Genomic DNA, 22,904 nt, shown 5'->3' on the forward strand with positions numbered 1-22,904 from the left:
CGTGTCTTGCGCGCAAGAAATAGCGAAAACTGTAGAAACTAACTGTGGGAGCGAGCAAGCCCGCTCCCACATTTTTGACCGTGTCCGGTCAGTTACAGCGCTTTGACGGAAATGATTTCCACGTCAAAGGTCAAGGTCTTGCCCGCCAGCGGGTGGTTGAAGTCGATGGTCACTTGCGCGTCATCGAACTCTTTGACCACGCCCGGCAATTCAGTATTGGCCGCATCGTTGAAGATCACCAGCAAACCAGGCGACAGTTCCATGTCCTGGAACTGGGAACGCGGGATGATCTGCACGTTTTGCGGGTTCGGCTGGCCGAAAGCGTTTTCCGGCTCGATGCTCAGCGTACGCTTGTCACCGGCCTTGAAACCGAACAGCGCCGCTTCGAAACCTGGCAACAGGTTGCCATCACCGACCTTGAAGGTCGCCGGGGCTTTGTCGAAAGTGCTGTCCACCGTGTCGCCGTTCTCCAGGCGCAATGCGAAATGCAAGGTGACTTCCGTGTTCTGGCCGATGCGTTGTTCAGCCAATACCTGTTCAGTCATGAACGGTTTCTCCGGTCTTTTTACTTTTGAACATATCCAGTGCCAGCATGACAGCACCAACAGTAATGGCACTGTCGGCAAAGTTGAACGCCGGGAAGTGCCAGCGGTTCTGCCAATGCACCAGAATGAAATCGATCACATGGCCCAGGGCAATGCGGTCATACAGATTGCCCAGCGCGCCACCGAGCACCAGTGCCAGCGCAACCGCCAGCCAGGTCTCGTTGCGGCCCAGACGCTTGAGCCACACCACCAGCACCGCACTGACCACGATAGCGATCAACGCGAACAGCCAGCGCTGCCAGCCGGAGCTGTCAGCCAGGAAGCTGAACGCCGCGCCAGTGTTGTAGGCCAGGGTCCAGCTGAACAAATCGGGAATCACCACGATTTGCTGATACATCTCGAGCTTGCCTTCAAAGTAGAACTTGCTGGCCTGGTCGATGACCAGGACCAGCAGACTCAACCAAAGCCAGCTCAGCCGTCCGAAACGGCCAACGGCATTAGGCATAATGACGGACCTCGCCAGCGCCGCTGATGTTGTCGACGCAACGGCCGCAGATTTCCGGGTGCTCCGGGTTCACGCCGACGTCTTCACGGCAGTGCCAGCAACGAGCGCACTTGGCGTGGCTCGACTTGACGATCTTCAGCTTCAGGCCGCTGACTTCGGTGACCACGGCATCGGCCGGTGCTTGCACCAGCGGTGCAACAGCAGCGGTCGAAGTGATCAGTACGAAGCGCAGTTCGTTGCTCAGTTTGGCCAGGTCGGCGGTCAGTGCGTCTTCGGCGAACAGCGTCACTTCGGCCTGCAGGTTGCCACCGACGGCCTTGGCGGCACGCTGGATTTCCATTTCCTTGTTGACCGCAACCTTCACGGCCATGATCCGGTCCCAATACGCGCGACCCAGTTCGAAGCCTTCCGGCAATTCGGTCAGGCCTTCGTACCAGGTGTTGAGCATCACCGATTCGTTACGCTCACCCGGCAGGTATTGCCACAGCTCGTCAGCGGTGAAGGCCAGGATCGGTGCGATCCAGCGAACCAGCGCTTCGCAGATGTGAAACAGCGCGGTTTGCGCCGAACGGCGGGCCTTGCTGTTCGCGCCAGTGGTGTACTGACGGTCCTTGATGATGTCGAGGTAGAAGCCGCCCAGTTCCTGCACGCAGAAGTTGTGGATCTTCGAGTACACGTTCCAGAAGCGGTATTCGCCGTAGTGCTCTTGCAGCTCGCGCTGCAGCAGCAGGGTACGGTCCACGGCCCAACGGTCCAGAGCCAGCATTTCTTCGGCCGGCAGCAGGTCGGTGGCCGGGTTGAAGCCGGTCAGGTTCGAAAGCAGGAAGCGCGCGGTATTACGAATACGCCGGTAGGCGTCCGCACTGCGTTGCAGGATCTGCTCGGAAACCGCCATTTCGCCCGAATAGTCGGTCGAAGCGACCCACAGACGCATGATGTCGGCGCCCAGGGTATCGTTGACTTTCTGCGGAGCAATCACGTTGCCCAGGGACTTGGACATCTTGCGGCCGGACTCGTCGACGGTGAAGCCGTGGGTCAGCAGCTCGCGATACGGCGCGTGATTGTCGATGGCGCAACCGGTCAGCAGCGACGAGTGGAACCAGCCACGGTGTTGGTCCGAACCTTCCAGGTACAGGTCGGCGCGCGGGCCGGTTTCGTGGCCCATCGGGTGCGAACCGCGCAGGACGTGCCAGTGCGTGGTGCCCGAGTCGAACCAGACGTCCAGGGTGTCGCTGATCTTGTCGTACTGCGGCGCTTCATCGCCCAGCAACTCGGCGGCGTCCAGCTTGAACCAGGCCTCGATGCCTTCGACTTCAACGCGCTTGGCCACGATTTCCATCAGCTCGACGGTACGTGGGTGCAGCTCGCCGCTTTCCTTGTTCAGGAAGAACGGGATCGGCACGCCCCAGTTGCGCTGGCGGGAAATGCACCAGTCCGGGCGGTTGGCGATCATCGAGTGCAGGCGCGCCTGACCCCAGGCCGGAACGAACTGTGTTTCTTCGATGGCTTTGAGCGAGCGCTGACGCAGGGTGTCGCCGGTGGTCGGCTGCTTGTCCATACCGATGAACCACTGCGCGGTGGCGCGGTAGATCAGTGGGGTCTTGTGGCGCCAGCAGTGCATGTAGCTGTGTTCGATAATAGTGGTGTGCAGCAGCGCACCGACTTCGGTCAGCTTGTCGACGATGGCCGGGTTGGCCTTCCAGATGAACTGGCCGCCGAAGAATTCCAGCGAGGTCGCGTACACGCCGTTGCTTTGGACCGGATTGAGGATGTCATCGTTGACCATGCCGTACTTCTTGCAGGTCACGAAGTCGTCCACACCGTAGGCCGGAGCGGAGTGAACCACACCGGTGCCGGCGCCCAGTTCAACGTAGTCGGCCAGGTAAACTGGCGACAGACGGTCGTAGAACGGGTGACGGAAGTTGATCAGCTCCAGCGCTTTACCGGTGGTGGTCGCAATGACCGAACCTTCCAGCGAGTAGCGCGCCAGGCACGACTCGACCAGCTCTTCAGCCAGTACCAGCAGCTTGTCGCCGACGTCGACCAGGGCGTAGTTGAATTCCGGGTGAACGTTCAACGCCTGGTTGGCCGGGATGGTCCACGGGGTGGTGGTCCAGATCACGATCGAGGCAGGCTTGGCCAGCGATGGCAGGCCGAAGGCGGCAGCCAGTTGGGCTTCATCGGCAATCGGGAACGCCACGTCGATGGTCGAGGACTTCTTGTTCTCGTACTCGACTTCCGCTTCGGCCAGGGCCGAACCGCAGTCGAAACACCAGTTCACAGGCTTCAGGCCCTTGAACACGAAACCACCCTTGACGATTTCGGCCAAGGCACGGATTTCACCGGCCTCGTTCTTGAAGTCCATGGTCTTGTACGGGTTGGCGAAGTCGCCCAGCACGCCGAGACGGATGAACTCGGACTTCTGCCCTTCGATCTGCTCGGTGGCGTAGGCCCGGCACAGTTCGCGGGTCTTGTCCGCGCCCAGGTTCTTGCCGTGGGTCACTTCGACCTTGTGCTCGATCGGCAGGCCGTGGCAGTCCCAGCCCGGAACATAAGGCGCGTCGAAGCCCGACAGGGTCTTCGAACGGATGATCATGTCCTTGAGAATCTTGTTCAGCGCATGACCGATGTGAATCGAGCCGTTGGCGTACGGAGGGCCGTCGTGCAATACGAACTTCGGACGATCCTTGCCAATCTCGCGCAACTTTCCGTACAGGCCAATACTGTCCCAGCGCTGCAGGATCTGCGGTTCGCGCTGTGGCAGGCCGGCCTTCATTGGGAAGGCGGTGTCCGGAAGGTTTAGCGTGGCTTTATAGTCGGTCATTTAAGGCTCTTCATTAGCGATGGGCGCTAGGTGCGGCTAGTGCACGGGCGGCGGCGACATCCGCGTTGATCGCCGTTTTCAACGCCTCCAGAGAGGCGAAACGCTGCTCTTCGCGCAGCTTGTGGTGGAAAACCACCGTTAAACGCCGGTCATACAGATCGCCGGCAAAATCTAAAAGATGCACTTCCAGGTGGGCTTTGCCATCACCTTGAACCGTGGGCCGCACGCCAATGTTGGCGACGCCGGGCCAGGTCTTGCCGTCGATCTCGACATCCACCAGGTAAACCCCGGTGAGCGGCACGCGACGGCGCTTGAGTTGAATATTGGCAGTGGGCGTACCCAACTGCCGGGCCAGCTTCTGGCCATGCAATACGCGACCGGCGATCCGGTACGGCCGCCCGAGCAGGCGTTCGGCCAGGGCGAAATCCGCGGCGGCCAGGGCATTTCGAACTTGCGTGCTGCTGACCCGGATGCCATCGAGTTCGACGGTTTGTGCCGCTTCGACGGTAAAACCCTGAAGGGTGCCTGCCTGTAGCAGGAAATCGAAATCTCCCGCGCGGTCACAGCCGAAACGGAAGTCGTCACCGACCTCCAGATGCTGCACGCCAAGGCCATCCACCAGAATGGTATCGACGAATTCACTGGCACTGAGCTTGCTCAGGCGCTGGTTGAAAGCCAGGCAAAGCACACGGTCGACGCCTTCGGCGGCCAACAATTGCAGCTTGTCCCGCAGGCGGGCCAGACGGGCCGGCGCGGTGTCCGGAGCGAAGAACTCCCGCGGCTGCGGCTCGAAAATCACCACGCAACTGGGCACGCCCAACTCGAGCGCACGCTCACGCAGGCGCGCCAGGATAGCCTGGTGGCCACGGTGAACACCGTCAAAGTTGCCAATAGTGGCGACACAGCCCCGATGCTGGGGGCGCAGATTGTGGAGGCCTCGAACCAGCTGCATAACGCGCTTCTTGCTCATAAAGTGGTCGATTATAACCACACCCGGCGGCCGACGACAGGCAACACCGTAACCCAAAGTGATCGAGCCGACAAAACCGCCGGCTCGCCCGTGTTTATCGAGGCCAGAACCTCAGCCCAGCGCCTTGCGATTGAAGTCGCGCAAACGAAAGCCCATCAACACTAACATGCCGAAATAAGCCACCACACCGGCAACGACCAAGGCACCCAGGCGCAGGAAACGCTCAAGCATCTGCCCCTCGCCCCAGGCCGGCATGAAATGCATCCCGGCCAGCAATACGCCCGACATCACCGATACCGCGATCACCAGTTTCAAGCCGAACTTCGCCCAGCCCGGTTGTGGCTGGTACATCTGCTGCTTGCGCAGTTGATAGAACAGCAACCCCGCATTCAAGCAGGCACCAGCGCTGATAGCCAGAGCCAGGCCGGCGTGGGCCAGCGGTCCGATCAACATCAGGTTGAACAGCTGGGTGACCACCAGGGTGAAAATCGCGATTTTTACCGGCGTGCGGATGTTTTGTTGCGCATAAAAGCCCGGCGCCAGCACTTTGATCACGATAATCCCGAGCAAACCGACGGAGTAGGCGATCAACGCGCGCTGGGTCATCGCCGCATCATGGGCATCGAACTGACCGTACTGGAACAGCGAAACCGTCAACGGCTCGGCCAGAATCCCCAGCGCCAGGGCGCAAGGCAATACCAGCACGAAGCATAGGCGCAGGCCCCAATCGAGGATGCGCGAGTATTCGTGACGATCCTTGCTGGCGTAGGTCTTGGCCAGGGTCGGCAACAGAATCGTCCCCAACGCCACGCCCAGCACGCCGGAAGGCAGTTCCATCAAGCGGTCGGCGTAGTACATCCAGGACACGGACCCGGCAACCAGGAACGAAGCGAAGATGGTGTTGATGATCAGCGAGATCTGACTCACCGAGACACCGAGGATGGCTGGCAGCATCTGCTTCATTACGCGCCAGACGCCGGTGTCGCGCAGGCTCAGGCGCGGCAGCACCAGCATGCCGATTTTTTTCAGGTGCGGCAGCTGGTAGAGCAACTGCGCCAGGCCACCTGCCAGAACCGCCCAGCCGAGCGCCATTACGGGCGGATCGAAGTACGGCGTGAGGAACAACGCAAAAATAATCATGCTGACGTTGAGCAGCGTCGGCACGAATGCCGGGACCGAAAAACGGTTCCAGGTGTTGAGGATCGCGCCCGCCAGCGACGACAGGGAAATCAGCAATATGTAGGGAAAGGTCACCCGCAACAGGCTGGAAGTGAGCTCGAATTTTTCCGGGGTATCGGTAAAACCCGGCGCAGTGACCCAGATGACCCACGGCGCGGCGATCATGCCCAACACCGTGACCAGCGCCAGTACCAGCGTCAGCAGGCCCGAGACATAGGCAATGAATGTGCGGGTCGCCTCTTCACCCTTCTGGCTTTTGTATTCTGCAAGAATCGGCACGAATGCCTGGGAAAACGCCCCTTCGGCAAAGATCCGCCGCAACAGATTGGGCAATTTGAAGGCGATAAAGAAGGCGTCAGTCGCCATTCCCGCGCCAAATGTTCGCGCAATGAGGGTGTCGCGAACAAACCCCAGAACCCGGGAAAGCATCGTGATAGAGCTGACGGCGGCCAACGATTTGAGCAGATTCATGGAAAGAGTTTGTGCCTGTCGATAAACAGCAGGCGAACTACGCGCCTACTTATGCGATACTCCGCGCCGCAACAGCACAGAGCCAAAGCTCGCGAGTTTACAGGTCGCACGCTGGAAAGAAATCTCCAAGCTTGCTTCACCTACCACTTAGCGGAACGTCTCAACCGCCCTTGACAAGACCTCAACTCATCGGCATGATTCGCGGCCTATTTTGTTTGCTATTTCCTAAAAAGTCTTTCGAGGAGCTCGACGGTGGCCAACTCACCTTCCGCCAAAAAACGTGCAAAACAGGCTGAGAAGCGTCGCAGCCACAACGCCAGCCTGCGTTCCATGGTTCGTACCTACATCAAGAATGTAGTTAAGGCCATCGACGCAAAAGACGCTGAAAAAGCTCAAGCTGCATACGTTCTGGCTGTGCCAGTTATCGACCGTATGGCCGATAAAGGCATCATCCACAAGAACAAGGCTGCTCGCCATAAGAGCCGTTTGAATGGCCACGTTAAGGCCCTGAACGTTGCCGCTGCTGCCTAAGCGACTCGTTCATTAAAAAACCGACCTCAGGGTCGGTTTTTTATTGCCTGCGATTCAGTGAATTCGACGCAAAAAAATGTGAGAGCGAGCCTGCTCGCCCCCACAACTCTGATTGTGTGAAATTACTGAGTGTGGGCCCACGGCAAAATCGGAATCGCCGTCACCGCATTCTGCGGACTGCCCTCGATCAGGCGATCGCTGTACACCAGATACACCAGCGTATTACGCTTCTTGTCGAGGAAACGCACCACCTGCATGGTCTTGAACACCAGGGACGTGCGCTCCTTGAACACCTCGTCGCCATCCTTGAGCTCACCCTTGAAGCTGATAGGCCCGACCTGCCGGCAAGCGATAGACGCTTCAGCACGATCCTCGGCCAAACCAAGACCCCCCTTCACCCCACCGGTCTTGGCGCGCGACAGATAGCAGGTCACACCATCAACCTTGGGATCATCAAAGGCCTCGACCACGATCCGGTCATTCGGCCCGACGAACTTGAACACCGTCGACACCTGACCAATCTCTTCGGCCGAAGCCAACAGCGGCATCGCCAACAGCAACCCCAACAACCCTTTTGCCACGCGCATTCAGGTATTCCTTCAGACCAGGATCAGGTTATCGCGGTGAACCAGTTCCGGTTCCGCCATGTAACCCAACAGACCGACAATCGCCTCGGACGACTGACCGATGATTTTTTGCGCTTCCAGCGCACTGTAGTTGGCCAGGCCACGGGCAATTTCACGACCGTCAGGCGCCACGCAGACCACCATCTCACCGCGACGGAAGCTGCCCTGGACCAACTTGACCCCAACCGGCAGCAAACTTTTGTTGCCCTGGGACAACGCCATCACTGCACCCGCATCCAGCACCAGAGTGCCACGGGTTTGCAGATGACCGGCCAGCCACTGCTTGCGCGCCGCCAGCATGCCGCGCTCCGGCGACAGCAAGGTGCCGATGCGCTCGCCCGCCTTGAGGCGATCCAGCACACGCTCGATGCGCCCACCAACGATGATGGTGTGAGCGCCGGAACGGGCCGCCAGACGCGCAGCACGCAACTTGGTCTGCATGCCGCCACGCCCCAGCGCACCACCAGTACCGCCCGCCACCGCATCGAGCGCCGGATCATCGGCACGCGCCTCGTAAATCAGCTGGGCATCCGGATTATTGCGCGGATCGGCGTCGAACATGCCGTCGCGATCCGTCAGGATCACCAACAGGTCAGCCTCGACCAGATTCGCCACCAGCGCCGCGAGCGTGTCGTTGTCGCCAAAACGGATTTCGTCGGTGACCACGGTGTCATTCTCGTTGATCACCGGAATAACCTTCAGCTCGACCAGCGCACGCAAGGTGCTGCGGGCGTTCAGGTAGCGCTTGCGATCGGACAAGTCGTCGTGAGTCAGGAGAATCTGCGCGGTATGCCGGCCATGCTCGGCAAAGCTCGACTCCCAGGCCTGCACCAACCCCATCTGACCGATTGCGGCGGCTGCCTGAAGCTCGTGCATCGCACTGGGTCGCGAGGTCCAGCCCAAACGGCTCATGCCGGCCGCCACCGCCCCGGAGGACACCAGCACCAGTTCGACACCCGCCTCATGCAAGGCCACCATCTGCTCAACCCAGACACCCATTGCCGCGCGATCCAGGCCTTTGCCGTCCGCCGTCAGCAAAGCGCTGCCGATCTTCACGACCCAACGCTGCGCACCTGTCACCTTGCTCCGCATCATCTTCAACCTTAGCTTGAGGGCAACGCGACCTAGCACTGCCCGTGACGTTATTCGTGGTTACTCGTGACCAACAATCGATTTCCAGATACCAAAACGCCGCTCGATTGAGCGGCGCTTAAGTTTATCGCAACGAATCAGTCACGCACGTAAATGATTTCCGGACCGTCTTCGTCATCCACATCTTCTTCGTCCCAATCATCGTCGCCGATGTCGTGGACCGACTTCACGCCGCTGCGACGCAGGGCACGCTTGTCATCCAGCGCCTGCAGCTGCGCGCGAGCTTCATCTTCGATGCGCTGATCGAGATCGGCCAGCTCTTCCTTGTAGGCCGGGTCATTGGCCAGGCGATCAGCACGATCTTCCATGTAACGCATGATGTCGTGGCACAGACGCTCGGTACCAAGCTTGGAGATGGCCGAAATCACGTAGACCGGACCCGTCCATTCCAGGCGATCAACGATTTCCTTGACGCGAACATCGTGCTCTTCATCAAGGATCTGGTCGCACTTGTTCAGGACCAGCCAGCGATCACGCTCCGCCAGGGACGGGCTGAACTTGATCAGCTCGTTGACGATCACTTCAGCGGCATCCGGTGCGCTGGCGTCATCCAGCGGCGCCATGTCCACGAGGTGCAGCAGCAGACGCGTGCGCGCCAAGTGCTTGAGGAAGCGAATGCCCAGGCCAGCACCTTCGGAAGCACCCTCGATCAAACCCGGAATATCGGCAATGACGAAGCTCTTCCAGCGATCGACGCTGACCACACCCAGGTTCGGCACCAGCGTGGTGAACGGGTAGTCGGCAACTTTCGGCTTGGCAGCCGAAACCGAACGAATAAAGGTACTTTTACCAGCGTTCGGCAAGCCCAGCAGACCGACATCAGCCAGTACTTTCATTTCCAGCTTCAGGTCGCGCTGCTCACCCGGCTTGCCCGGAGTGGTCTGGCGCGGCGCGCGGTTGGTACTGGATTTGAAACGGGTGTTACCCAGACCGTGCCAGCCGCCCTGCACTACCATCAACTTCTGACCGGCCTTGGTCAGGTCGCCGATGACTTCCTGAGTCGCGGAGTCGATCACCGTGGTGCCGACCGGAACGCGCAGGATCAGGTCTTCACCCTTCTTGCCGGTGCAGTCGGTGCTGCCGCCGTTGGAGCCACGCTCGGCATCGAAGTGCCGGGTGTAACGGTAGTCCACCAGGGTGTTGAGGTTTTCGTCGGCCATCATGTAGATGGAACCGCCGTCACCGCCATCACCGCCGTTCGGGCCACCGTTCTCGATAAATTTTTCCCGACGGAAACTCATGGCGCCATTGCCGCCATCACCAGCCTTTACGCGAATCGATACTTCATCAACAAACTTCATAACAAACGCCTCTCGCCATACGGACGAGCCGAAAAACAATCAAGACATAAGACTCTTGCAAAAATGAGCGCAGCGACCCTGAACCACGATACCTACATCGTACGCCGACAGCCCATACAAACAGCTTTGCAAGAGACTCACCCCACAAACGAAAAAGCCCCGTCGCGAGACAGGGCTTTTCCAGCGATCGCGCAATTAAGCTGCGACTACGCTCACGTAACGACGACCGAAGGCGCCTTTTACTTCGAACTTGATCACGCCTTCGACTTTAGCGAAGAGGGTGTGATCTTTACCCATGCCAACGCCGTAGCCAGCGTGGAATTGGGTGCCGCGCTGACGCACGATGATGTTGCCCGCTTTGATAGCCTGGCCGCCATACATCTTCACGCCAAGGCGTTTGGCTTCTGAGTCGCGACCGTTACGGGTACTACCACCAGCTTTTTTGTGTGCCATGAGTTCAATTCTCCTAGTGAGGAATTAGGCTGTAATTAAGCCTGAATACCGGTGATTTTGATCTCGGTGTACCACTGGCGGTGGCCCATACGCTTCATGTGGTGCTTACGGCGACGGAACTTGATGATGCGGACTTTATCGTGACGACCTTGGGAGATCACTTCAGCCACAACGGTAGCGCCAGCAACAACTGGAGCGCCGATATTCACGTCGTCGCCATTGGCAACCAACAGAACGCGATCAAAGGTAACGGATTCGCCGGTAGCGATTTCCAGTTTTTCGATCTTCAGGTATTCACCTGGGGCGACTTTGTACTGCTTGCCGCCAGTAACGATTACTGCATAAGACATGGTATTTCTCCGATAATCCTGCTCACCCAGCTCTTTATAAGAAGAGGTATTGGCTGGCATGGCTGCATGGGGCTGGAGGCCCGCTTGCAATTGCGTAAGGCAGGTGCTGCCCAGGAAGTTCAGGGTGCGCGATTGTACGCAAGGCACGAGCGCCTTGCAAGGGGCCGTCCATCGCGCCTTGACACCTGCAAGCGTGGGTCCTAGCATGCCGCGCAACCCTTCTGGAGCGACTGTCGCTGATGCAACCCCAAGCTTTCTACCGCGCGGTCGCGGACGATTTTAGCGCCGTCGACGGCATCATCAAGAAGCAGCTGACTTCCCGAGTGCCGCTGGTATCGAAAATCGGCGATTACATTACCTCGGCCGGCGGCAAACGCCTGCGTCCTTTATTGGTGCTGTTGTGTGGCAAGGCTCTTGGCCGTGAGGGCGACGAACTGCGCCTGCTGGCCGCGACCATCGAGTTCCTGCACACCGCTACCCTGCTGCATGACGACGTGGTCGACATGTCCGGCATGCGCCGTGGCCGCTCGACCGCCAATGCCATGTGGGGCAACGCGCCCAGCGTACTGGTCGGCGACTTCCTGTATTCGCGCTCGTTCGAAATGATGGTCGAACTGGGCTCGATGCCGGTGATGAAGATCCTTTCGCAAGCCACGCGCATCATCGCCGAAGGCGAAGTGTTGCAGCTGTCGAAGGTTCGTGACGCCAGCACCACCGAAGAAACCTACATGGAAGTCATCCGCGGCAAGACCGCGATGCTCTTCGAAGCCTCGACCCACAGTGCCGCCGCCCTGTGCCAGGCCTCGCCGGAACAGTCCGAAGCCCTGCGTACATTCGGTGATCACCTGGGCGTGGCCTTCCAGCTGGTCGATGACCTGCTCGACTACAAAGGCGATGCCGAAACCCTGGGCAAGAACGTCGGTGACGACCTGGCCGAAGGCAAGCCGACCCTGCCGCTGATCTACACCATGCGCGAAGGTACGCCGGAACAGGCCGCCTTGGTGCGCAAGGCGATCCAGAAAGGCGGGATCGAAGACCTGGAAAGCATCCGCGAAGCCGTGGAAGCCTCGGGCTCGCTGGAGTACACCGCGCAACTGGCCCGTGACTATGTGGCCCGTGCGATCAAGTGCCTCGAAGCGCTGCCTGCCAGCGAGTACCGTGATGCACTGGTTGAACTGAGCGAGTTCGCGGTCGCGCGTACGCACTGACCACGAATATCCCTTGTGGGAGCGGGCTTGCTCGCGAATGCGGCGTGACAGTCGACAGAGATGTTGAATGTCATTCCGTCTTCGCGAGCAAGCCCGCTCCCACAGGTTCTTCCACGCTGCACCCCCTCCCCGCTAAAACCCTATATAATGTGCGCTTTTAACGATCCTGAATCCAAGGAGCCTTAGTGAGCACGTTGCCACCCTGCCCAAAATGCAATTCCGAATACACCTATGAAGACGGCGCCCAGCTGATCTGCCCCGAGTGCGCCCACGAATGGTCCGCCAGCGGTGAAGCCGAAGCTGCGTCCGATGACGCAGTGAAAAAGGATTCGGTCGGCAACGTCCTGCAGGACGGCGACACCATCACCGTGATCAAGGACCTCAAGGTCAAGGGTACGTCTTTGGTGGTCAAGGTCGGCACCAAGGTCAAGAACATCCGCTTGTGCGATGGTGATCACGACATCGATTGCAAGATCGACGGCATCGGCCCGATGAAACTCAAGTCCGAGTTCGTCAGAAAAGTCTGAGCCTGCTGTTACCCATCCCGCGCCCGGCGTGGGATGGCGTCTCACCCTCCCCGCTTCACCCAGTAAATCCTCGCAATAGCCAAACGCCAGTCGATTTGACCTGACGCAATCTTTACCCGGAAAAAAGCGCAAACCGCCAATAGACCCTTGCTATTTGATGAATAAGAATTATTCTCATAAAGCCCTTCAATGGAGATGAGAACCATGACTTACTTGATCGATGCCTGGCTGGACCGCCCACACCCTTACCTCAGGATCCTGCATCGGGAAACCGGGGAAGTCTGTGCGGTGCTTGAAGAAGAAGCCTTGAGTGAACTGCAGGACCAGGGTGATCTTGATCTCAATGGCCTGAGTTCCAGCGAGCCGGTGGTGCTCAAGGAACTGGTGCGTAATCTGTTTCTGTTCTGCTATGCCCGGGCGTTGCGCCCGCACAGTGAACTGCACCACAAGATCGAAATATGAAAATCACCGAAGAAACTGTGGGAGCGAGCCTGCTCGCGAAAGCGATCTGACATTCAACACTTATGCTGACTGACACTCCGTCTTCGCGAGCAGGCTCGCTCCCACATCAGCCCGACGTCATATCGGGCCGGGCATTACAGAACGTCCAGCAACTCGACGTCGAACACCAGTACGCTGTGCGGCGGGATGCTGCCAACGCCTTGAGCGCCGTAAGCCAGTTCGCTCGGCACGTACAGGCGCCATTTGCTGCCGGCGTTCATCAGTTGCAGGGCTTCGGTCCAGCCGGCGATCACGCCGCCAACCGGGAATTCCGCAGGCTCGCCGCGCTCGTACGAGCTGTCGAACACAGTGCCGTCGATCAGGGTGCCGTGGTAGTGAGTACGCACGGAATCTTCACGGGATGGCTTGGCGCCTTCACCAGCGGTCAGGACTTCGAACTGCAGGCCGGAAGCCAGAGTGGTGATGCCGTCACGCTTGGCGTTTTCAGCCAGGAAGGCCAGACCTTCGCCAGCAGCCGCTTCAGCCTTGGCTGCAGCTTCGGCCTGCATGATTTCGCGGATGACTTTGAAGCTGGCGGACATTTCTTCCTGACCCACACGGCTTGGCTTACCGGCGAACGCGTCGGTCAGACCTGCCAGGATCGCGTCCAGGCTTACGCCCGGTGGCGGGTTGTCGCGCAGTTGGTCGCCCAGCTGACGGCCAATGCCGTAGCTGACGCGGGTTTCGTCGGTGGACAGATTTACTTCGGACATGACACTGCTCCGCTGTGCGGACGGCTCGGGAACTTGCCATGCGTGCACAGCGCGTCCCGGAGCGCCCGGAACCAAAAGGGCCAGCAGACTAGCACAGATGTCATGCCATTGATGAGGGGCCTCAGGCGATCGGCACCTTCAGGTTTTCCTCCACATCGGCAACCAGGCCGCACATTTCGTCATGCACGACCGTGTGCACGAGATTGAAGTGCAACTTTGGAAAGGAGCGCAGCACATCACGGGCATGCTCCACCGAACGCAGGCTCATCATGTGCCCGCGCGTATCGCTCAAGGGATACGCCGTGCCATGCATCCGCGCCTCCAGCAGGTAGATCCCGCCCTCCATCGAGATCAGGTTCAGCTCATCGACCTTCCCGGCGACGGCATACGCATTCAACTCTTGCAGGTTCATGAGCGCACCTCACGCAGTAGCGAGCCTCTTTACAGGGATAGGCTTCGGCGCATCAAAGCACAAGCCACTGGCCAGACCGTTTGTCTGTTACTGCAGGAGCTTGTGGCGAGCGAGCTTGCTCGCGCCGGGCTGCGTAGCGGCCCCAAAAAAGCGGGATCACTTCGCCATCCAGCGGGAGCAAGCTCCCTCGCCACAAAGGGAGCCGGTCCGGATCAGTGCTTGGTGACTTTATCCAGGTAACCCATGGCAAATGCCGAGACCACGAAGGTCATGTGGATGATCACGTACCACTGCAGATGCTCGGGATCGACGTTCTTGGCGTCCATGAAGATGCGCAGCAGGTGAATGGACGAGATCGCCACGATCGATGCGGCCACCTTCATCTTCAGCGACGAAGAGTCCATGGTGCCCAGCCAGTTGAGCTTCTCCTTGCTGTCGTCGATGTCCAGTTGCGAGACGAAGTTCTCGTAGCCGGAAATCATCACCATCACCAGCAAACCGCCCACCAGGGCCATGTCGATCAAAGACAGCAGCACCAGGATCAAGTCCGATTCGGCCATCGAAAACACGTTCGGGATGACGTGGAAGACTTCCTGGAAGAATTTCAGTGCCAGCGCCAACAGCCCGAGGGACAGACCGAAATAGATCGGCGCCAACAGCCAGCGCGAGGCGTACATTGCATTTTCGATAAAGCGTTCCATTGAATCTCACAAGTAGGGCTGAAAACGGCGGCGAGTATACCAGCCGCCCGCCTATAGCCAGAAGCTGCCAGAAACCGTCGAAAAATCCGCCACCTGCGCCTGTGTATCAAAGTTTTTCTGCTAGTGTCCAAATCATTGATTGCTCAGTGATGTCGGACAGGAAGACTGGAAAATGGATGTGCGATTGCCTTTGACGAGTGCCGGAATTTGCCTGGCGTTGCTGCTGAGCGGCTGCTCGCCCAGCGACGAAAAACGCCAGGTCAGCCTCGAAGAAAAAACCGCGCAATTCGAAAAGTCGCTGGACGCCATCCAGGATCCGAAGCTCAAGGATGCCGTGTCGGAGCTGGGCGGCTCGCTGCTGCTGCTCGAACGCGCGCAACTCAAGCTCGACAGCAAGCCGATGGAAACCGAATACGGCGAAGACGCCCTCGCCATGCTCAAGCACTACCCGAACCCGCAGGCCCTGGTCGACACCTACATCAACGGATTGTTCGTGCTGCAAAAGGACTCCAGTTCCGACTACCTGACCGATCTGCAACCAGTGTTCCCCTTCACTTTCAGCGTTCCTGCAGCGTTTTTGTTTCCCCATGGCCTGGAATGGCAGTCGGTCACGCTGAGCAACAAACGGGTGATTGCGTTCCAGCCGGAATGGTCGGAAACCGACCCTGGCATTCAGCTCAGCCCATCAAGTTCCAACCTGACCAACCCCGATGACCTGACCGTGGCCTACCCCTTCATCGAAGGCCTCGACATCGACAGAAAGCAACAACCGCAACCGGTGAGCCTGCAAGGCAAGGTCGAAGTCATCGCGCCACGTCGCCTGTACAGCTTCGACCTGACGAAAAAGGACGTAGGCCAGACCCGCACCAATGACAACCTGAGCGTCACCCTGCTGGCATTGACGAACAGCTACGCAGAAATCGAATACAACAACAGCGCGCCGCTGGCCCCCGAAGTCAGTGAAACTCCGCTCAACCCGCTGATCGTCCAGGCCAGGGACAGCACCGGGCAATTCATCGCGCGCGCCGGCTCAATCAACGAAACCTCAGTACAAATTGCCTTCTATCAGCAGCAACTGGCCAAGATGCAGCAGCAAAAGAGCTGGAGCGAGGCCCTGGAAAAACAGCTCGACGAAGAACAACGCAACTTTGAGAAACAGCAGGCACGACATTATTCGAAGGTGTACTTCAACGGGACAATCGAAACCCTCGAAGTCAGCATGCTGGATTTTTCCGCCGTCACGGTCACCCGAAAGGACCTCGACCTGCCGATCCGGCGCTTCGATGCCAATACCACGGACAAGTCCATCCAGCCCTTGAACCTGTCCGTGGTGGTCTATGACGATCAGGCGGCGAGCTGGCTGAAAGGGGCAACGCTGAGTGAGGATCAACTGAAAAAGAACGTCAGCATCAGTCAGTCGGTCGACGACCCCAGCGCTGCGCGAATCGAATTCACTCACCTGCGCACCTTCAACGATGAACTGCTCGGCACATCGTTCAACCCCGGCGAAAGTCCGGTGAGCTTCTTTACCGAAGACACGCTTGGAAAACGCGACGAGCCGATCGAACTGCCGTCAGAGGCGTACCAGATCGACCCCCTGCGCGGCACCATCACTTACGACCTGAATCTGTTTCCGCAGACTCCGGCCTATGCGGTGGGCTCGATGCCGCTGTTCCTGGCCGCGGTCGACAAGCAAACCGTCGATGCCCGTCAACTGCCCAAGGGCCTCGCGCTCAAAGACAATGCACTGGTGGTGGACCTGAAGGCATTTCCCGCACAGGACTGGCGCTTTTTCGCCAAGGACGACAGCGGTAATTACTTGAAGGAGATTCTATCGGTCAGCCATGGCGCGAGCACACAGGGTCCGGCGCAGTTTGCCGTGCATTATTTCTATGGGCAGCCTACGCGCCTGGAAACCTACCAGCGCACTGACCTCGCCACCGTGCAATATGGTTTCGAAGTCAAACTCGACAAGGCCGACATGACGCGCCTTGATCAATAGTGCCACTCAGTGCTCAGGGTGAAACTCGAAACCGCCCATGTTCCGGCAGCGACCACCATTGATTTCCCGCAGTTGGGCTTGCAGGTGCAGGCACCAGATTTGCGGATCGTCGGCCAATTCGTAGCCGTGCAGGGTCAGGCTTTCAACGATGGTGTCGAGGATTGATTCAGCGACGAACGGACCATGAAACGGGCCTTGGGCCTTGATGGCCGAAGGTTGCTCACCGGCCATTCCGGCGGCGAACAGCAGAGTCCACATGCCCGTATCTCCCGCCAATGGACGGATGGCACATTCGATACGGGTCACAAGGCCCAGGCATTGACGGGTAAGGCAGAGGTTGCGCGACATGGCGGCGACCCTCGGTAGATCCGGTATTCAGCCCCCATGGGAAGGCTGTTTCGATCCTGTGATTACGTCGATATCCTTGAGCAGAGAATAGAAGAAAAGTCCGGCTTGCAGGCCAGGGCGAGACCGAAAGGCGCCGAATGGTCATAGTGTGAATATTGACGTCATTTCGACGACGCTTTTCCAGTATTCACACAAACAAATGTGGGAGCGGCGGTGCGCCGCTCCCACATGGGTTACTGCATCAAGCCGGTTTGGTTTCCGCCAATGCCTCTTGCGCCAACTCCTTCTCGGCTTCCTTGAGATCATCCTCACTGATCATTTCCGCGATAACCCGCAGGCGCTCCACGACTCGCGCGTTCACGCTGCCTTCAGGAAACTCGCCATTTTCGTCCGGCTCGCCGGCCGGTTCGCCGACCAGCAAGCTCAAGGCTTCGTCGGCCTGACGGACCGCGTAGACATGGAACTGCCCCGCACGCACTGCCGTCAGCACCTTCTCGTCGAGCATCAGGGTCGCGACGTTGGCGTGAGGAATGATTGCCCCCTGCTCGCCGGTCAAGCCGCGGGCTTCGCACAGACGGAAGAAGCCCTCGATCTTCTCGTTGACCCCGCCAACTGCCTGCACTTCGCCGAACTGGTTGATCGAACCGGTGATGGCGAAGCACTGCTTGAGCGGGGTTTTCGACAAGGCCGAGATCAGGGTGCAGGCCTCGCCCAGGGAAGCACTGTCGCCATCGACATAACCGTAGGATTGCTCCAGGGCGATGCTTGCGGAAATCGCCAGCGGAAACTCCTGGGCGTAGCGGCTGCCCAGATAACCGGTAAGGATCATCACGCCTTTGGAGTGGATTGGCTGGCCGAGGTTGACCTCACGCTCGATGTCGACAATACCGCTGCCGCCGGGGTACACCGTGGCGGAAATCCGCGCCGGCACGCCGAAGGCCGAGTCACCGACCTCCAGAACGGTCAAGCCGTTGCACTTGCCGACCGCCGCGCCGTCGGTGTCGATCAGGATGATCCCGGCCAGCATGTCGTCGAGAATCCGCGCCGACACCCGCCCGGTCCGCGTGGCCTTGGCCTTGAGCGCACGTTCGATGTGCCCGGCGTCGGTCATTTCATCGCCAGCCAGGTGACGAATGAAATCCGCCTCGCTGACCAGTTGAAACAAATCACCGATACGCGCCGACAAGCGCCCCTGATGCTCGGCCAGACGCGCACTGTAGGTCGCCAGGCGTGCCACCGCATCGGCTGTCAGCGGTGCCATGCCTTCCTCGGAAGTACGGGTCTTGAGCAACTGGGCGAACTGCTCCAGGCTCTCGTCGACCATCGGGATGTCTTCGTCGAAATCCACCAGGACGCGGAACATCTCCTGGAAGTCCGGATCGAGGTCTTGCAGCGTGTAATACAGCTGACGGGCACCGATGATGACGACCTTGACCTGCAACGGTATGTGTTGCGGTGTCAGGGTCACGGTGGCCAGACGCCCCAGTTCACCCAGCGGTGACTCCATTTTCAGCTTGCGCGATTGCAGGGCGCGTTTCAGCGCGTCCCACACGAACGGCTCGCTGAGCATTTTGTCCGCTTCAAGGATCAGGAAACCGCCATTGGCCCGGTGCAAGGCACCCGGTCGCAGTTGGCGGTAGGTGGTGTACAGCGCGCCCTGATCGGTGCTGTATTCGATGCGACCGAAAAGGTTTTCATAGGTCGGGTGCGGCTCGAACACCACCGGCGCACCGCCGCTGGCCGAGTGACCGACCACCAGGCTCGGCGCGTATTGTTCTTCCAGCAACTTGCGGGCGACAGCGTCGGTCTTGCTGTCGTCCACCAGTTGCTCGACCACGGTCTTGAGCAAGTACACCTGCATCGCTTGCAGATAACCGCAGACCGCCGCGTTCTCGGCGTACTTCTCCGACAGTGGCGACAACAATGGCTGCAAGGCCAGGGTGATGGTTTCTTCGTTCAGATGACGCAGCTGGTTGCTCGATTCGCGCTTCCATTGCGGCAGGCTGGCGAGCTCTTCGTTCAGGCGCTCCTCCAGTGCCGAAATATCTTCGTGAAAGCGCTCGCGCTCGGCTTCCGGCAACTGGGCGAATTCAGCCTCGTCCAACGCCTTGCCATCGCTCATCGGGGTGAAGGCAATATTGCTGGCGTCGCGGTAGAGCGCGACTTCCTTTTCCAGGGCCAGACGCTCGATGACGTCAAGGGCCTTGTCGTAGCGCTGGTTGAAGGCGCGGTCGATGCTGCTTTTCTTCTGCTGGTAGGACGGATGCTCGAAGACTGCCGGAAATGTCGCCAGCAGGTTGTCGATCAAAACGTTGATATCGCCAATGAAGTTACCGGCAGTGCCCGACGGCAACTCCAGGGCACGTGGTTCGCGCGGTTCATCGAAGTTGTTGACATAGACCCAGTCCGCCGGGGTCTGCAGGCGCTTGCCTTCGGCCTTGAGGTAGCGTTTGACGAACGAGAACCGGCCGGTGCCGGGCTCGCCCATGACGAATACGTTGTAACCGGGGCGTGGCATGGCCACACCGAACTGCAAGGCTTCGACCGCACGTTCCTGGCCAAGCACACCGCGAAAGGGCTCCAGATCATTGGTGGTAGAGAAGCTGAACTGTTCAGCGGAAAACGGACGGGTCAGCGCTTCGGGCGCTAGACGCAAGCTGGCAGCAACAGGATCAGGCATCGGGCTTCCTTACAATCAGGCGGGGCAGATGGCAGCATTCTGGCGCTGCCCATGCCCGACTGGCAAGGAGCGCCGCAGGCCTGAGCATTGTCAATCGGCCAACCCCAGGCGGGCCGGGCTTGCGCCGGTGTTTCCCATGAATGTTTTGCAAAAAATCACGGAACCCCGTGATCGTGCCTAAACTCCAAACTGCGCGGCTGGGCTAATGCCCGGCCCACTGGCACCGGAACGGGCCAGACTCCCTTGTCTATTGGTATGCACACAAAGAGAACAAAGCTATGAAACGGATTCTTCTTGGTACTCTCTTCACCGCTGTATCCATCAATGCCATGGCGCAAGCGCCAGGCGGTCCGGATTGCGGTTGGGGTAACATGCTGTTCGAAGGCCAGCGTGGTACTCCAGCTCACTTCCTGGCATCCACCACCAACGGCACCTCCGGCAACGCAACCTTCGGCATGACCTCAGGCACCAACGGTTGCGCAACCAATTCGGCGCTGACCTATGGCGGCAAATCCTGGTTTGCCATGAATGGCATGATGAACGAACTGTCCGAAGACATGGCCAAGGGTCAGGGCGAAGCGCTGACCACCTATGCCGTGGTACTGGGCGTGGCGCCGGAAGACCGTGCGCACTTCGCCGCCGTCACTCACGAGCACTTCCAGCAGATCTTCAGCAAGGCTGACGTGACTGCAGAAGACGTGCATACCAACACCCTGGCCGTGCTCAAAGCCGACCCTCGTCTGGCCAAGTACGCGACTCAGGCTTAAGCTCGACCCGCCCCGCTTCTTTCGGGAAGCGGGTTTTATTTTTTGGACCTGCCCCTCTTTGGGTCTTTTTCTCAAGTATTTAAGTTGCCCTCTATGCTCAAACGCCTTGCCTGGCTGGCGCTGTGTGTCTGCGCCCCGCTGTCCGCCGCGCCTCACATCGATCCACAACGTTTGCAGCAACTGGCCAACGACCCTTTCTGGATCTCCCTGGGCCATTACGAAACCGCCAAGCTCGGTGGCTGGCGCAGCTATGTCAGTGACCGGAAATTTTTCCTCGCCGCTGACGGCAATGAACATCCGGACCATGAACTGGCGGCGACTGTACAAGCCTTGTACGCCCCGGCCAGTGCCGGTGAAACACACGCTCAATGCGTCTACCCGGCCCGCACCCGCTGGCTGAAAGAACAACTCGGCCTGACCGGCCTGCCAACGCCGGACTGCGCCGGATTCAAGCAATGGTTCAAGGACGTCTCGCCCGACAGCGCGGTGATGATCTTCCCGGCGGCCTACTTGAACAGCCCGTCCTCGATGTTCGGCCATACCCTGTTGCGCATTGACCAGGCCGAAGTGAAGAGCGACAAGACTTCGCTGCTCAGTTACGCGATCAACTTCGGCGCCTACATCGAGGGCTCGGACAACAGCATCATCTATGCCTGGAAAGGCCTGATGGGCGGCTATCCCGGCCTGTTCGCGATGGTGCCCTACCAGGAAAAACTCTCGGAATACCGCAGCCTGGAAAACCGCGACCTGTGGGAGTACCGCCTGAACCTGACCCGGCGGGAAACCGCGCGCATGGTCGAGCATGTCTGGGAGCTCAAGCAGATCAAGTTCGACTATTTCTTCTTCGACGAAAACTGCTCGTACCGCTTGCTGGAACTGCTGCAAGTGGCCCGCCCGGGCCTGCGCCTGACCGAGCAATTCCCGCTCACGGCCATCCCGACCGACACCGTCAAAGCCGTGAAAGCGGCTGGGCTGGTGGAATCGATCCAGTATCGTCCGTCCCGGGAGCGCGAGTTGCTCAGCCGCGCCGAGCCGTTGAACCCTGAAGAGCAGCAATGGGTGCTGAAAGTCAGCGCCGATCAGAAACAATTGCAGGACCCGGTATTCAAGGCGCAACCCCGCGACCGTCAGGCGCTGATTATCGATGCGGCCTATCGTCTGGAGCGTTACCGCGCCAATGGCCAGGAGCGCGACCCGGCGCGCGCCCAGCGCAGCTTCGAACTGCTGCGGGCAATCAACCAGAACCCGGCACCGGAGCTGGAGATTCCGCAACCGGGCCTGCCTGAAGACGGTCACGAGTCCCGCACCTGGCAGCTCGGCCTCGGCACCCGTGGAGATAAAGCCTTTGGCGAGTACGGCTTGCGCATGGCTTATCACGACCTCAATGACAACAACGAAAGCTTTCCCCTTGGCGCGCAGATCGAAATCCTGCAATTGAAACTGCGTCAGTACGAAGGCAATGACTGGCAAGTGCAGCAACTGGACCTGGCGACCATTCGCTCCCTGACCCCGCGTAACGAATTGCTGCAACCGCTGTCATGGCAAGTCACTGGTGGCCTGGAGCGGGTGCCGGGCAAGCACGATGACCAGACCCTGGTCAGCCATGTCAACGGCGGTGGTGGCGGCACCTGGCAACTGGGCGATGACCTGCTCGGTTTTGCCCTGGGCACCGTGCGTATCGAGCACAACAGCGACTTCGCCGCGTTCATTGCCCCGGCCGCCGGGTTCAACAGTGGTGTGCTGTGGAAAAACCCTCTGGGCAATTTGAGCCTGGAAGCCAAGGGCGACTTTTTCACCAATGGTGAAGTGCGCCGCAGCCTGAGCCTGAATCAACAGTGGGAAATATCCCGCAATCTCGGACTGCGCTTGAGCGCCCAGCGTGAGTTCAGCCATTTGGCAACGGCCGAGAACGAAGTGATGCTTGAGCTGAAGTGGTATCACTACTGACCTGACACACCACTTACCCTGTGGGAGCGGGCTTGCTCGCGAATGCGATATGCCACTCAACATTGATGCTGGCTGACACGCCCTTTTCGCGAGCAAGCCCGCTCCCACAGGGGGTTATGTGGTGTTCGACAAAATGCATGCACTCCTTTCACATACACCCGACAAATCCACTTCTAGACTTTATCTATGGG

At 59.2% G+C, this 22,904-nt stretch carries 22 protein-coding genes; 7 read left to right on the plus strand and 15 right to left on the minus strand.

The genetic code is table 11. The features are described 5' to 3' along the window. Window positions 1–92: 92 nt before the first annotated feature. The 5 genes from fkpB to murJ form a co-directional block, all read right to left on the minus strand. Window positions 93–530: an FKBP-type peptidyl-prolyl cis-trans isomerase gene (gene fkpB / locus ASD95_RS26965; protein ID WP_172435403.1), complete on the minus strand. Its 438-nt coding sequence runs from the start codon at window positions 528–530 to the stop codon at window positions 93–95. Between the two features lie 7 nt (window positions 531–537). After that, the gene (lspA, locus tag ASD95_RS26970) at window positions 538–1,050 is read right to left on the minus strand and encodes a signal peptidase II (protein WP_056728699.1); all 513 of its coding nucleotides are present in this window, start codon (window positions 1,048–1,050) and stop codon (window positions 538–540) included. Further along, on the minus strand, window positions 1,043–3,874 hold the full coding sequence (gene ileS, locus ASD95_RS26975; RefSeq protein WP_056728701.1) for an isoleucine--tRNA ligase: 2,832 nt from the start codon (window positions 3,872–3,874) through the stop codon (window positions 1,043–1,045). Before ileS ends, lspA begins: the two co-directional genes overlap by 8 nt. 13 nt (window positions 3,875–3,887) lie before the next feature. Continuing rightward, the gene (gene ribF, locus ASD95_RS26980; protein WP_056728703.1) at window positions 3,888–4,826 is read right to left on the minus strand and encodes a bifunctional riboflavin kinase/FAD synthetase; all 939 of its coding nucleotides are present in this window, start codon (window positions 4,824–4,826) and stop codon (window positions 3,888–3,890) included. Window positions 4,827–4,955: 129 nt separating this feature from the next. Then, window positions 4,956–6,494 carry a murein biosynthesis integral membrane protein MurJ gene (murJ, locus tag ASD95_RS26985; RefSeq protein WP_056728705.1) on the minus strand — a complete coding sequence of 513 codons (1,539 nt, stop codon included), beginning with the start codon at window positions 6,492–6,494 and terminating at the stop codon, window positions 4,956–4,958. Between the two features lie 252 nt (window positions 6,495–6,746). Here murJ and rpsT point away from each other — a divergent pair, with 252 nt between their 5' ends. Continuing rightward, window positions 6,747–7,025 carry a 30S ribosomal protein S20 gene (rpsT, locus tag ASD95_RS26990; protein WP_020798646.1) on the plus strand — a complete coding sequence of 93 codons (279 nt, stop codon included), beginning with the start codon at window positions 6,747–6,749 and terminating at the stop codon, window positions 7,023–7,025. Between the two features lie 122 nt (window positions 7,026–7,147). On the opposite strand, the gene ASD95_RS26995 is transcribed toward rpsT, so the two are convergent. The 5 genes from ASD95_RS26995 to rplU all read right to left on the minus strand — a co-directional run bounded on the left by ASD95_RS26995 (window position 7,148) and on the right by rplU (window position 10,907). Further along, window positions 7,148–7,612: a CreA family protein gene (locus tag ASD95_RS26995; RefSeq protein WP_056728707.1), complete on the minus strand. Its 465-nt coding sequence runs from the start codon at window positions 7,610–7,612 to the stop codon at window positions 7,148–7,150. Between the two features lie 12 nt (window positions 7,613–7,624). After that, window positions 7,625–8,743: a glutamate 5-kinase gene (gene proB / locus ASD95_RS27000; RefSeq protein WP_056728709.1), complete on the minus strand. Its 1,119-nt coding sequence runs from the start codon at window positions 8,741–8,743 to the stop codon at window positions 7,625–7,627. A gap of 137 nt (window positions 8,744–8,880) precedes the next feature. After that, the gene (gene cgtA / locus ASD95_RS27005) at window positions 8,881–10,104 is read right to left on the minus strand and encodes an Obg family GTPase CgtA (RefSeq protein WP_056728711.1); all 1,224 of its coding nucleotides are present in this window, start codon (window positions 10,102–10,104) and stop codon (window positions 8,881–8,883) included. A gap of 195 nt (window positions 10,105–10,299) precedes the next feature. Beyond that, entirely contained in the window at window positions 10,300–10,557 is a 258-nt protein-coding gene (rpmA, locus tag ASD95_RS27010) for a 50S ribosomal protein L27 (protein WP_003281574.1), read from the minus strand. Window positions 10,558–10,592: 35 nt separating this feature from the next. Continuing rightward, window positions 10,593–10,907 carry a 50S ribosomal protein L21 gene (gene rplU, locus ASD95_RS27015; protein WP_003176051.1) on the minus strand — a complete coding sequence of 105 codons (315 nt, stop codon included), beginning with the start codon at window positions 10,905–10,907 and terminating at the stop codon, window positions 10,593–10,595. A gap of 239 nt (window positions 10,908–11,146) precedes the next feature. Between rplU and ASD95_RS27020 the strand changes: the two genes are divergently transcribed. The 3 genes from ASD95_RS27020 (at window position 11,147) to ASD95_RS27030 (ending at window position 13,104) form a co-directional block, all read left to right on the plus strand. After that, complete coding sequence (locus tag ASD95_RS27020) at window positions 11,147–12,115, plus strand: polyprenyl synthetase family protein (RefSeq protein ID WP_056728713.1); 969 nt, start codon at window positions 11,147–11,149, stop codon at window positions 12,113–12,115. A 185-nt stretch (window positions 12,116–12,300) separates the two neighbouring features. Further along, entirely contained in the window at window positions 12,301–12,642 is a 342-nt protein-coding gene (locus ASD95_RS27025) for a zinc ribbon domain-containing protein YjdM (protein WP_008028840.1), read from the plus strand. A gap of 204 nt (window positions 12,643–12,846) precedes the next feature. Then, a complete protein-coding gene (locus ASD95_RS27030) occupies window positions 12,847–13,104 on the plus strand; it encodes a PA4570 family protein (RefSeq protein ID WP_008052059.1) in 258 nt (85 codons plus the stop codon). A gap of 134 nt (window positions 13,105–13,238) precedes the next feature. On the opposite strand, the gene ASD95_RS27035 is transcribed toward ASD95_RS27030, so the two are convergent. From ASD95_RS27035 to ASD95_RS27045, 3 genes are all read right to left on the minus strand, one after another. Continuing rightward, window positions 13,239–13,856: an FKBP-type peptidyl-prolyl cis-trans isomerase gene (locus ASD95_RS27035; protein ID WP_008052058.1), complete on the minus strand. Its 618-nt coding sequence runs from the start codon at window positions 13,854–13,856 to the stop codon at window positions 13,239–13,241. Window positions 13,857–13,977: 121 nt separating this feature from the next. Beyond that, window positions 13,978–14,268 carry a DUF6482 family protein gene (locus ASD95_RS27040; RefSeq protein WP_008052057.1) on the minus strand — a complete coding sequence of 97 codons (291 nt, stop codon included), beginning with the start codon at window positions 14,266–14,268 and terminating at the stop codon, window positions 13,978–13,980. Window positions 14,269–14,480: 212 nt separating this feature from the next. Continuing rightward, the gene (locus ASD95_RS27045) at window positions 14,481–14,969 is read right to left on the minus strand and encodes a TIGR00645 family protein (protein ID WP_007970904.1); all 489 of its coding nucleotides are present in this window, start codon (window positions 14,967–14,969) and stop codon (window positions 14,481–14,483) included. 172 nt (window positions 14,970–15,141) lie between these two features. Here ASD95_RS27045 and ASD95_RS27050 point away from each other — a divergent pair, with 172 nt between their 5' ends. Further along, on the plus strand, window positions 15,142–16,971 hold the full coding sequence (locus ASD95_RS27050; protein WP_056728715.1) for a hypothetical protein: 1,830 nt from the start codon (window positions 15,142–15,144) through the stop codon (window positions 16,969–16,971). Window positions 16,972–16,977: 6 nt separating this feature from the next. Here ASD95_RS27050 and ASD95_RS27055 read toward each other — a convergent pair whose 3' ends face one another. Both ASD95_RS27055 and ASD95_RS27060 read right to left on the minus strand, forming a co-directional pair. Further along, window positions 16,978–17,319, minus strand: a complete 342-nt coding sequence (locus tag ASD95_RS27055; RefSeq protein WP_008052055.1) for a PA4575 family protein — start codon at window positions 17,317–17,319, stop codon at window positions 16,978–16,980. Window positions 17,320–17,560: 241 nt separating this feature from the next. Then, entirely contained in the window at window positions 17,561–19,999 is a 2,439-nt protein-coding gene (locus tag ASD95_RS27060; protein ID WP_056728717.1) for a Lon protease family protein, read from the minus strand. Between the two features lie 278 nt (window positions 20,000–20,277). Between ASD95_RS27060 and ASD95_RS27065 the strand changes: the two genes are divergently transcribed. Further along, window positions 20,278–20,766, plus strand: a complete 489-nt coding sequence (locus ASD95_RS27065) for a DUF3015 domain-containing protein (protein ID WP_008052053.1) — start codon at window positions 20,278–20,280, stop codon at window positions 20,764–20,766. 93 nt (window positions 20,767–20,859) lie between these two features. Next, window positions 20,860–22,713 (plus strand): Lnb N-terminal periplasmic domain-containing protein, encoded by a 1,854-nt coding sequence (locus ASD95_RS27070; RefSeq protein WP_056728719.1) that lies wholly within the window; start codon window positions 20,860–20,862, stop codon window positions 22,711–22,713. The last annotated feature ends 191 nt before the right edge of the window (window positions 22,714–22,904 follow it).

This window comes from Pseudomonas sp. Root71, assembly GCF_001429045.1.
GTDB lineage: Bacteria > Pseudomonadota > Gammaproteobacteria > Pseudomonadales > Pseudomonadaceae > Aquipseudomonas > Aquipseudomonas monachiensis.

Coding starts and splice junctions, on each gene's coding strand:
- ASD95_RS27055 (WP_008052055.1), bottom strand. CDS start 17,319: ATGTCGCGCAACCTCTGCCTTACCCGTCAATGCCTGGGCCTTGTGACC.
- cgtA (WP_056728711.1), bottom strand. CDS start 10,104: ATGAAGTTTGTTGATGAAGTATCGATTCGCGTAAAGGCTGGTGATGGC.
- ASD95_RS27070 (WP_056728719.1), top strand. CDS start 20,860: ATGCTCAAACGCCTTGCCTGGCTGGCGCTGTGTGTCTGCGCCCCGCTG.
- rplU (WP_003176051.1), bottom strand. CDS start 10,907: ATGTCTTATGCAGTAATCGTTACTGGCGGCAAGCAGTACAAAGTCGCC.
- ASD95_RS27035 (WP_008052058.1), bottom strand. CDS start 13,856: ATGTCCGAAGTAAATCTGTCCACCGACGAAACCCGCGTCAGCTACGGC.
- ribF (WP_056728703.1), bottom strand. CDS start 4,826: ATGCAGCTGGTTCGAGGCCTCCACAATCTGCGCCCCCAGCATCGGGGC.
- ileS (WP_056728701.1), bottom strand. CDS start 3,874: ATGACCGACTATAAAGCCACGCTAAACCTTCCGGACACCGCCTTCCCA.
- murJ (WP_056728705.1), bottom strand. CDS start 6,494: ATGAATCTGCTCAAATCGTTGGCCGCCGTCAGCTCTATCACGATGCTT.
- ASD95_RS27060 (WP_056728717.1), bottom strand. CDS start 19,999: ATGCCTGATCCTGTTGCTGCCAGCTTGCGTCTAGCGCCCGAAGCGCTG.
- ASD95_RS27030 (WP_008052059.1), top strand. CDS start 12,847: ATGACTTACTTGATCGATGCCTGGCTGGACCGCCCACACCCTTACCTC.
- ASD95_RS26995 (WP_056728707.1), bottom strand. CDS start 7,612: ATGCGCGTGGCAAAAGGGTTGTTGGGGTTGCTGTTGGCGATGCCGCTG.
- ASD95_RS27045 (WP_007970904.1), bottom strand. CDS start 14,969: ATGGAACGCTTTATCGAAAATGCAATGTACGCCTCGCGCTGGCTGTTG.
- ASD95_RS27040 (WP_008052057.1), bottom strand. CDS start 14,268: ATGAACCTGCAAGAGTTGAATGCGTATGCCGTCGCCGGGAAGGTCGAT.
- ASD95_RS27050 (WP_056728715.1), top strand. CDS start 15,142: ATGGATGTGCGATTGCCTTTGACGAGTGCCGGAATTTGCCTGGCGTTG.
- ASD95_RS27020 (WP_056728713.1), top strand. CDS start 11,147: ATGCAACCCCAAGCTTTCTACCGCGCGGTCGCGGACGATTTTAGCGCC.
- ASD95_RS27065 (WP_008052053.1), top strand. CDS start 20,278: ATGAAACGGATTCTTCTTGGTACTCTCTTCACCGCTGTATCCATCAAT.
- proB (WP_056728709.1), bottom strand. CDS start 8,743: ATGCGGAGCAAGGTGACAGGTGCGCAGCGTTGGGTCGTGAAGATCGGC.
- lspA (WP_056728699.1), bottom strand. CDS start 1,050: ATGCCTAATGCCGTTGGCCGTTTCGGACGGCTGAGCTGGCTTTGGTTG.
- rpmA (WP_003281574.1), bottom strand. CDS start 10,557: ATGGCACACAAAAAAGCTGGTGGTAGTACCCGTAACGGTCGCGACTCA.